Source organism: Stenotrophomonas sp. HMWF003, from assembly GCF_003061285.1.
GTDB lineage: Bacteria > Pseudomonadota > Gammaproteobacteria > Xanthomonadales > Xanthomonadaceae > Stenotrophomonas > Stenotrophomonas maltophilia_AP.
The window spans coordinates 1-9,091 of record NZ_QAIW01000023.1 but is presented as its reverse complement, the minus strand read 5'-3'; the positions used below and the strand labels follow the sequence as shown (position 1 = coordinate 9,091).

The following is a 9,091-nucleotide window of genomic DNA, read 5'->3' as shown; positions in this document are numbered from 1 at the left end:
CCCGACCATCCAGGCCACCGCCCACGCCGCGAGACGAAGCGCAGCCTGTTTCCACTCGGCCGTGCCCAGCAGATGGCAGACGATCACGCTGGCCAGCGCGTAACCGCACAGCGCCAGCGCCGACACCTGCGCCAGCTTCAAGTGCCGCAGCCTGTTGCGCAGCTGCAGCGTCCGGATCGACGCGTAGACCGCCACCGGCGCGTGCGCGGCGACACGCTGGTCGCTCTGCTGTCGCAGCAGAAGGGTCCAGCTGGTAACGAGGAACACCGAGAAGAACGGGATCAGCAGCCATTGGCCAGGTGACAGACGCCCGTCCGCCGCGGGCCAGGTGAGCAGGGCGATGCCCGCGACCGTCACTGCAACCTCGAGGGTGACGCGCACGGCAGCGAGGCGGCGGTGCCGTTGGATCTTCCGGGCCATCGTTTCGGCCAGGCGGGATGGGGGCTGCTGCCGTTGCCAGAGCGCGCGCAGGGCGTCGTCATTGATGTCCATCGTGGATCTCCTGCAGTGCCTTGCGCGCCCGGTGTGCGCGCACGCCAACGTTGTCGGTGCTGATGCCGAGCATCTCGGCGATCTCCTTGTAGTCGAAACCCTCCAACTGCAGCAGGAGGACCTGTCGTTGCGGCAGCGGGAGCAGGCGCAGTGCATCGAGCAGCCATTGACTGGCGGCGTCCCCAGAATCCGCTGCGGCATCGGCAATGGATTCCATGGCCGCCTGATCCAGGTGGCCCGGGGCCGGGGCGCGCACGGCGTGCCGCACGTGGCTGGCGCCAAGGTTGTGGGCGATGCGAAGCATGTAGGCCGGAAGCCGTGCGGGGTCACGCAGTCGTGGCAGGCCCTGCCACACCGCAAGAAGCACCTCCTGGACAAGGTCCTCCTGTGCAACCGGGTCGCGCTCGTAGGCGCGCACCGTCCGCCATACACGCGGCAGGTGCTGTTGGACATCGGACCACAGCGGGTGCATCAGGCGGTGCCTCCAATAGGTACATGCACACAGTCGTTGAACCGGGGCGATTTCTTACACGTCGTTCTTCGCTGCGTGAGCGGTAAGAAACCCGCGCCCGGAGGGTACTACCCAAGGGACTGGCATGTTCATCGCGAACCGACGCCAACCAAGACCACACAGAGAGGAACACCCATGCGAAAGACGATCGAACACCTGGCCACCGCGCTGGGCCGTTCCAAGGGAAAGAAGCAGGTACTTGCCGTGGGCGGCGTGCTCTGCCTGGCAGCGTGGGCTACGTTTGCGCTGTCGATGGCGATCGGCGTCGGAACCACCGCACGGGTCGCGCTGCTGAGCGTGGCCCTTGTGGCTACCGAGGTGCTGTTCTGGGCGGCGGCTGCACTGCTGGGCCTTACCGTCGTCCAGCTGCGCCGGACGCTGCTGGGCAGGCTTCTGCCTGGGAGGCGCGACGATGCAGCGTAATCTCAGGCAGGTAGTGATCGCGTTCCTGGCCTGCGTGCCCTTGCTGGGCTGCCACGTGGCGGCCAGGACGGGTGGGGCGCGCGCAGGCGTGCTCTATCACGGCTTCTCGCTCGTTGATCCCTTGGCGCAGCGCGTGGTGGAGGACGCCTACATCCTGGTGGACGACGGCAGGATAGCGTCGGTCGGCGCAGGTGCGTGGACGGGCAGGCCGCCGGAGCGTTCGGTGGACATGACGGGCCACTTTGCGCTGCCAGGGCTCATTGATGGGCATGCGCACATCACCTCGGGGCCGCACAGCGTCGAGGTGGTCGACGGTGCGCCGACCATCCGCATTCCGAGTGTCGATGCAATCACCCGGTACAACGCAGCCGTTGCGCTCGCGTTCGGCATCACCACGGTGCGTAACCCCGGCGGCGACCCGGTCGCGAATGCCCATTACGATGCACAGATCCGGCGTGGCGCCTGGCGGGGGCCCGAGGCACTGCATGCGGGCGCTGTCATCCAGCCGCCGCCGTTTGGCGGTGCCGCATTCGCCTACCCGCGCTCGGAGGCGGAATGGGACGCCGAAGCCCGGCGACAGGCGGGCATGGGCATGCGCTACTTCAAGCTCTACAGCGGGCTGGATGCCGATGAACTCCATCAGGGTATCCAGGCCGCGCATCGGCACGGGCTCAAGGCGATCGCACACCTGGATACCATCAGCTGGACGCAGGCAGCCCGGCTTGGCATCGATGGTCTGGAACACACGCTGCCCACCAGCGCCGATCTGCTTGAACCCGAGCAGCGCGCCCTTTACCTGGCAGAGCGGGGGGCCGACGCACGGTACCTGTTCCGTTGGTTTGAACTGGCGGCGTTCGACGGTCCACTCATCCAGGAGATGCTCGCCGAACTGGCCCAGCGACGCGTGGTGGTGAGCACCACGCTGGGTGTCAACGCGTTGGCCTACAACAGTGACCGCCTGGACACGGTGCTCCCTCTCGAAGACAGGGCCTACATGCATCCGGCCAACCTCGAGGCGTTGCTGTCTTTTCTGCCGCGCATGGACGCAGCGGATCACCAGCGCGCGCGGGCCGTGATGCCCAAGGTGCTGGAGCTGGCGCGAAGACTGCACGGTGCGGGCGTGCCGATCCTGGTGGGCACCGATGGCAATGGCGGCGGCCCGGCATACAGCCGCGAACTGGACCTGCACATGCGCGCCGGCATCAGTACCTGGGAGGTGCTCCGGCTGGCCACATCCGATGCCGCCGACCTGCTCGGTATCGGCGACCGGACCGGGCGCATTGCGGAAGGTATGGAGGCGGACATCGCCTTCTTCGGCAGCAACCCGCTTGCCGATCCCGGGAACCTGCGTGACGTGACGCTTGTGCTCGCCGATGGAAACGCCGCAACGCCCGAGGAGATTCTTCGCACCGTCGACGGGGCGCCACCGGTGCCGGGCGTCGCGCATCGGTCGTGCCCCCAACGACCTCTCCGGTTCGCCGCCGACGTGCGCGTCGGTGGCGTGCGGAGCAGCGACGCACCTGGGGGCTTGTTGCGGGCCACTACAGCAAGGCGGGAGAATGAACATTCTGACCGCATCCCCCCGTTGGAAGGTCGCACCTGTCATGGACATCATCAGCCACATCGTCGGCGCCGTACTCGATGCATTTGGCCGACCGGGCAGTCGCTGGGCGTGGGGATGCCTGATCGGGTGCGCCGTGCTCATCGGCGTGGCCTGCACGGTGTTGCTGTCCAGATAGCAGCACCGACCACCGGAAAAGGCAATGAACCTGCGCAGGAAATCACTGGCCGAGCTTTACATCGAGCGCGACGCCCTTCAGGCGGAGATGGCGGCTCACGCTGCACGCCTTGCGGGCCGGCAGGCATCGGCCGAGCAGTTCGCGCCGGCACTGATGCCCCAAGCGGAGCGTCTGGTCGCGATACGGGCGCAGATCCTGCGTAGAACACCGGCCCGTGAGTTGATGGCGCGCTACCGCCTGCTTGAGAAGCAGGCCGGGGAACTGTCTGCACGCACGGCGGCCGAGCAACGCATCCTGGACGCCGAGCTGCTTGACCTGCAGCTGCATTTCGCCAACCCGCGGCGCCGGCCATTGACCCTGAAAACGTTCCTGATCCTGGCGGCCGTGGTCGCCGCGATGCTCTACCTGCCGAAGCTGATCGTCGCGCTGTTGCCGTAAGCACCCCCCGCCCGGGACAGTGCGCCCGTGCAGGTGGCCAGACGGAAACGGGCGCCAGAGCAGGTCAGCGCACGTTGCAGATGCACTGCCCCACCCAGGGCGCCCGCTGTTCTACCGAAGCATCAGGTCGGCGCGAAACCGCGTGCGCTCTTCTTTTCATTCTTCTCTGCCTTCTTTTCCTTGGCAGTCTTGGCAGGCTTCTTCTTCTGCTCTTTCTGCTTGTCCATACCCTTGGCCATTGCAGTGTTCTCCGGTGGTGGTGGGGCGGAGCATGGCACATCTGGTGGCGGCCACGGGTGTTGTCGTGGCCCGTGGTGGTGGGCTGGCCGGGCGCGGCCCCCACCCAGGCCGCGGCCGACCCTGCGCGGCGGCCCCGGTTGGGTGCAGAATGGCCCCCTATCGTCGAGCGCCGCGTCCATGACCATCCCCCAGATGGATGATGTTTTTCACCAGATCGTCGAGCTGTCCCTGGACTCCATCAAGGAAGTCTCACTGGACGGCACGGTCAGGTTCGTCAACGCCCACGGGCTGGCCCGGGTGGCGGCGGAGAATGCCGAGCATGTGATCGGCGCGCAGTGGGCGTCGCTGTGGCCGGAGGAGGAACACCACAAGGTGGCCGATGCCCTGTCCGCTGCCGCGCGGGGCGAGCGCCGCCAGTTCGAGGCGGAGTGCCTCACGCCCGCCGGCGAGCACCGTTTCTGGCTGGTTTCCACCAGTCCGCTGCGCGACGTGCAGGGCGAGGTGCGCGGGTTGCTCGCGGTCAACCGTGACGTCACCGCCCGGCACCGGGCCGAGGCGGCGCTGCGCACCCTGACCGCGGCGCTGCGCGAACACGCCCCGTCGATGGTGGGAACGGTGTTCACCGATGAGCTCAACGCGCAGTTGGCCAACGCCCAACAGCGCAGCACCGAGCTGCAGGGGGAGCTGGACATCGCCCGGGTCGCCCAGCGCGTGGCCGAGACCGTGGCCGCGCAGGCGCAGAAGGGCGACGCGGTCGGGCAGCTGCTGGCCGGCACGGTGCACGACCTCAACAACGTGCTGCACGTGGCCGGCACGGCCATCGAGATGGTGCGCACGCACGGGCAGCTGATGGAGCGCGATGCCAGCCTGCTGCAGATGGCAGACCGGGCGGTGCAGCAGGGCGCGGCGATGTCGCAGCGCCTGCTCGGGTTCGCCCGCCACCACCCCTATCGCCCGCAGTTGGTGGACGTGGCGCGGATGATGGAGGAGCTGCTGCCGCTGCTGCAGCAGGCCGCGGGCGCCGGCATCACGCTGGCCTACCACCCGGAAATCACCCAGGCGCTGGTCCAGGTCGACCTGCACAGCCTGGAACGGGCGGTGATGAACCTGGTCATCAACGCGCGCGATGCCTGTGGTGAACGCGGCAACGTCACCCTGTTGCTGGGCGAGCGGCAGGTGGATGAGGTGCCCGTGGAGGAACCGCACAAGCCCGGTGCGTACATCGTGCTCAGCGTCCAGGATGACGGGCCGGGCATCGCGCCGGAGGTGCGCAAGCGCCTGTTCGAAGCCTACTTCACCACCAAGCCGGCCGGCATGGGCACCGGGCTGGGGCTGGCCCAGATTCGCGGCACGGTGCGCCAGGCCGACGGATTCGTCGAGATCGATTCGGTCCCGGGGGAAGGCGCACGATTCACGCTGGGGATCCCGCGCGCATGAGGTCCGCGCCGCCGTGAGCGGCGGCAGCGTTTTACTCAGCGGCGAACGGTGACCTAGTGGCGATGCAGGTGCGTGTCGTCCCCACTTGCACCCGGTGCCTGGGGGATGTCTCCCACGGTGGGGATCAGCCCGTGTTCGACGCGCCGCACCAAGTCGGCAAAGCGCGCGCCGGAAATGGCCTGGCGGTTCTTGCACCGCTCGCAGGTAAGTACGGCCGCACCATGGGCCACGTTGACCAGGCCCGGCGCGCCGGACAGGCTGAGGATGGCGTGGCACTGCAGACACTGGGCACGCACGAAGGTCAACCGGCTCAGCGCCTGCGGATCCTCCTGGCTGGCGTCACCGATTACATCCAGCAGGTAGAACAGGCCTGTATTGGGCATCCACTTGGTTCCTCGACGATGCACCTTGAGCGTACTGCCGGAGCCGATCAAGGTCCGGTGAATTCCCGGTCCAAGGCAGTGACGTGATGCCTCAGCCCGCTTCGTCGGCAGGCGATCCGGCGCGGCAGGCGGCCACCAGGTGGGCGGCGGCCTCGGCCACCATCGGCCGGGCCAGGTGGTAGCCCTGTGCCTCGTCGCAGCCCCACAGGCGCAGCAGCGACAGCTCCGCCTCGGTCTCCACGCCTTCGGCCACCGTGCGGTAGCCCAGTTGCCGGGCCAGTTTGATGATCGCCTCCACTTTCAGCCGCGCGGTGCGTGACTGGGCCATGCCGGTGACCAGGCTGCGATCGATCTTGATCAGCGACACCGGCAGTTCGCTGAGGTAGCTGAAGTTGCTGTAGCCGCTGCCGAAGTCATCGATGGCGATGCGGATCCCGGCGGCGGCCATCGCGCGCAGTTGCGGCAGGGCAGACGGATGGCCCTGCAGCCATTCGCCTTCGGTGATTTCCACTTCCAGCAACGACGCAGGCACGCCGTGTATGGCCAGCTGCCCCGACAGCATGTCCCACAGGCCGGCATCATCGAAGTCGCGCGCCGAGAGGTTCAGCGACAGGCAGAAGCCGGGCAACGTGTGTTGCCAGCGCGCCAGCTGGGCCAAGGCATGGTCCACCACCCAGCGGCTCATCGTCGGCATCAGCGCGGTGCGCTCCAGCACGGGAATGAACTCACCCGGCCCGACCGGCCCGAGCATCGGGTGTACCCAGCGCAGCAGCGCTTCGGCAGCTACCGGCAGGCCGTCGCGCAGCGCGAAGCGGGGTTGGTAGACCAGGTTGAACTGATGCTGCGCCAGGCCGCGCGCCGCGTCGGAGGCCAGCCGGTAGCGGCGGCGCAGGCGCGTATCGCGGTCGGCCGAATACCAGCACCGGCCCGCGTCGGTCTGCATGGCATGGTTCATCGCCACCAGGCATTTGCGGATCACATCGCCGGTGTCAACCTGCGTGGCCTGGAAATCGCAGACGCCGGCATGGAACTGCGGCGACATCGGGATGCTGCCGGCCAGCAACGGCCGCCGCAGGCGCTCACGCAGGCGATCAAGCAGTGCGTCCACCTGTGCATGGTCCTGGCCGTTGAGCACGAACGCGAAACGGCTCACGCCCACGTGGTAGGCCTCGGCCTGGCCCTGCAGGACGTGCTGCACGCGCAGGGCCGCCTGACGCAGCAGGGTTTCCACCGGCTTCATGCCCAGCGCCTGGCCCGCGTCGTTGGCGCTGTGCACGTCGAATACATCCAGCAGCACGGCGGTGAACTGCCCGCCGTCGCCGCGCCGCGCCAGCAGGTCCAGATCGGCCTGGAACTGCTGGCGGTTGGGCATGCCGGTGACCTGCTCGCGGCGGCCCATCGACACCTTCAGTTCCATCTGCGCCATCACCACCCGCGCCAGGGTCTGCAGCTGCTGGGTTTCCAGCGGCGACAGGACCCGTGGCACACGGTCCATCAGGCACAGCGTGCCGAGCGCCAGCCCGGTCTTGGTCACCAGCGGCGCGCCGGCATAGAAGCGCAGCTGTTCGGTCCCGGTCACCAGGGCATTGGTGGCAAAGCGCGGATCCTCGCGCAGGTCGGGCACCTGCATCACCTGGTCGGACTGGATCGCCCAGGCGCAGACCGAGGCATGCCGGTCGGTGCGATCCAGGGCCAGACCGACGCGCGAGATGAAGCGCAGGCTGTCGGCATCGAGGATGGAGATCAGCGCGATCGGTACGCCGAAGGTGAAGGCGGCAAGTTCGGTGATCGGGTCCAGTGATTTTCCCAGCGCCGGATCCATCACGTTCAGGGCGTCGATCAACGCACTGCGGTCACTCTCGTCGCTTCTGTCCCACATGCATTGCGCCTGTCGTCCCCTGTCTTCAGGCTACTATCCCGCGCGGCGTGCGCAACGCCCGTGAAGTGCCGCGCACTGCGTGGCGCAAGCATGAAGCGTTCACGATGACTCACCTCCGCATGGCCTGCGCCAGCACCTCGAACACGCGCGTGTCCTGTGCCTGCGCGGCGTTGAAGCGCAGGAAGCCGGTCGCACCCAGCGATGGGCTGAAGGCATTGCCGGGCGCCAGCACCACGCCGTCGGCCAGGCTGCGCTGCGCGATGGCGGCGGCGTCCATGCCATCGGGCAAGCGGCACCACAGCAGCATGCCGGCCTGCGGCACGATCCAGGGCTGGATGCCGAGCCTGGCGAGGCGTTCCAGGGTGACGTCGCGCGCGGCGGCCAGGCGCGTGCGCACGGTCTCCACGTGGCGGCGGTAGCCGCTGTCGGTGAGTGCGGTCAGCAGGATGTCGGCGGCCAGGCGACCGCCGCCGAAACTGGTGGCGATCTTCAGGTCGGCCAGCGCGTCGATCCACTCCGGTCGCGCGGCGATGAAACCGCAGCGCACCGCGGCAGACAGTGTCTTGGAAAAGCTGCCGATCTGGATCACCCGCGACAACCCGTCGAAGGCGGCCAGGCGGGGCGCGGGGCTGTGTTCGAAATCGGCGAACAGGTCGTCTTCGACGATCACCAGGTCGCTGCCTTCGGCCAGGGTCAACAGGCGGTGTGCGGTCACCGGCGAGAGCACCGCGCCGGTCGGGTTGTGCAGACCCGAATTGGTGATGTACAGCCGCGGCGAATGCGCCTGCAACGCCGCGCCGAACGCCGCCACGTCGGGCCCGTTGGGCGTGTATGGAATGCCCACCACCTGCACCCGGTGGGCCTTGAGCAGGGCCAGGAAATTGAAATAGCAGGGGTCATCGACCAGTACGGTGTCGCCCGGCTGCAGCAGGAAACGGCAGATCAGGTCGACGGCATGCGAGCCCGACTCGGCCAGCAGGATCTGCTCCGGTGCTGCGTCAACCCCCTGGCCGGCCAGCCGCCGTGCCAGCAGCTGGCGCAGCGGCGGCAGGCCCAGCGGGCTGGCGTAGTCGGCCAGGGACGTGGCCGATGCGCGGGCCGCGCTGCGCAGGCCACGGCGGATGCCCTCGACGTACATCCAGTCTTCGGGCAACCAACCGCAGCCGGGCTTGAGCACGCGCGCGTCGTGTTCCAGCGATTGCCGGGCCAGCCAGAGCGGGTCGACCTGGCGGTCGCGGGGCGGGTCGATGCCGCTCAGCGCCAGCGGTGCCACCGGTCCGTTGACGTGGAATCCCGCGCCGGGGCGTGAACTGATGACCCCTTCGGCCACCAGCCGTGCATAGGCCTCCACCACCGTGGACACCGACACCTGCAGGGCTTTGGCCTGCGCGCGCACCGACGGCAGGCGCATGCCCGGCACGTAGCTGCGGGCGTTGATGCGGGCGCGCACGCTGGCCATCACGGCGGCGATGCGGGTAGGGGGAAGATCCATGCCTCGGGTTCCGTACTGGGGGTGGGGGCATAACAGTTTGGTGAAAGTGTACTGGAC

At 68.2% G+C, this 9,091-nt stretch carries 9 protein-coding genes; 4 read left to right on the top strand and 5 right to left on the bottom strand.

The features are described from left to right. Positions 1 to 492 (bottom strand): hypothetical protein (locus tag DBR34_RS00895; RefSeq protein ID WP_146186742.1); only part of this gene is annotated, 492 nt, incomplete at its 3' end. Next, on the bottom strand, positions 479 to 964 hold the full coding sequence (locus DBR34_RS00890) for an RNA polymerase sigma factor (protein ID WP_128095331.1): 486 nt from the start codon (positions 962 to 964) through the stop codon (positions 479 to 481). The genes DBR34_RS00895 and DBR34_RS00890, both read right to left, overlap by 14 nt. Before the next feature lie 174 nt (positions 965 to 1,138). Here DBR34_RS00890 and DBR34_RS00885 point away from each other — a divergent pair, with 174 nt between their 5' ends. The 4 genes from DBR34_RS00885 to DBR34_RS00870 all read left to right on the top strand — a co-directional run bounded on the left by DBR34_RS00885 (position 1,139) and on the right by DBR34_RS00870 (position 5,280). Continuing rightward, positions 1,139 to 1,426: a hypothetical protein gene (locus DBR34_RS00885; protein WP_128095330.1), complete on the top strand. Its 288-nt coding sequence runs from the start codon at positions 1,139 to 1,141 to the stop codon at positions 1,424 to 1,426. Continuing rightward, entirely contained in the window at positions 1,416 to 3,368 is a 1,953-nt protein-coding gene (locus tag DBR34_RS22005; RefSeq protein WP_128095329.1) for an amidohydrolase family protein, read from the top strand. The genes DBR34_RS00885 and DBR34_RS22005 overlap by 11 nt, the downstream gene beginning before the upstream one ends. 19 nt (positions 3,369 to 3,387) lie before the next feature. Then, on the top strand, positions 3,388 to 3,603 hold the full coding sequence (locus DBR34_RS22000; RefSeq protein WP_258223602.1) for a hypothetical protein: 216 nt from the start codon (positions 3,388 to 3,390) through the stop codon (positions 3,601 to 3,603). A gap of 417 nt (positions 3,604 to 4,020) precedes the next feature. Further along, on the top strand, positions 4,021 to 5,280 hold the full coding sequence (locus DBR34_RS00870; protein ID WP_258223601.1) for a PAS domain-containing sensor histidine kinase: 1,260 nt from the start codon (positions 4,021 to 4,023) through the stop codon (positions 5,278 to 5,280). Positions 5,281 to 5,333: 53 nt separating this feature from the next. Here the strand turns inward: DBR34_RS00870 and DBR34_RS00865 are convergent, their stop codons facing one another. The 3 genes from DBR34_RS00865 to DBR34_RS00855 form a co-directional block, all read right to left on the bottom strand. Continuing rightward, positions 5,334 to 5,663, bottom strand: coding sequence for a hypothetical protein (locus DBR34_RS00865; RefSeq protein ID WP_128095327.1), 330 nt, complete (start codon positions 5,661 to 5,663; stop codon positions 5,334 to 5,336). Between the two features lie 91 nt (positions 5,664 to 5,754). Next, positions 5,755 to 7,542 carry a sensor domain-containing phosphodiesterase gene (locus tag DBR34_RS00860; protein ID WP_258223600.1) on the bottom strand — a complete coding sequence of 596 codons (1,788 nt, stop codon included), beginning with the start codon at positions 7,540 to 7,542 and terminating at the stop codon, positions 5,755 to 5,757. Between the two features lie 109 nt (positions 7,543 to 7,651). Beyond that, positions 7,652 to 9,034, bottom strand: coding sequence for a PLP-dependent aminotransferase family protein (locus DBR34_RS00855; RefSeq protein WP_128095326.1), 1,383 nt, complete (start codon positions 9,032 to 9,034; stop codon positions 7,652 to 7,654). Positions 9,035 to 9,091: the final 57 nt, after the last annotated feature.

Coding starts and splice junctions, on each gene's coding strand:
- DBR34_RS00870 (WP_258223601.1), top strand. CDS start 4,021: ATGACCATCCCCCAGATGGATGATGTTTTTCACCAGATCGTCGAGCTG.
- DBR34_RS00865 (WP_128095327.1), bottom strand. CDS start 5,663: ATGCCCAATACAGGCCTGTTCTACCTGCTGGATGTAATCGGTGACGCC.
- DBR34_RS00855 (WP_128095326.1), bottom strand. CDS start 9,034: ATGGATCTTCCCCCTACCCGCATCGCCGCCGTGATGGCCAGCGTGCGC.
- DBR34_RS22005 (WP_128095329.1), top strand. CDS start 1,416: ATGCAGCGTAATCTCAGGCAGGTAGTGATCGCGTTCCTGGCCTGCGTG.
- DBR34_RS22000 (WP_258223602.1), top strand. CDS start 3,388: ATGGCGCGCTACCGCCTGCTTGAGAAGCAGGCCGGGGAACTGTCTGCA.
- DBR34_RS00890 (WP_128095331.1), bottom strand. CDS start 964: ATGCACCCGCTGTGGTCCGATGTCCAACAGCACCTGCCGCGTGTATGG.
- DBR34_RS00860 (WP_258223600.1), bottom strand. CDS start 7,542: ATGTGGGACAGAAGCGACGAGAGTGACCGCAGTGCGTTGATCGACGCC.
- DBR34_RS00885 (WP_128095330.1), top strand. CDS start 1,139: ATGCGAAAGACGATCGAACACCTGGCCACCGCGCTGGGCCGTTCCAAG.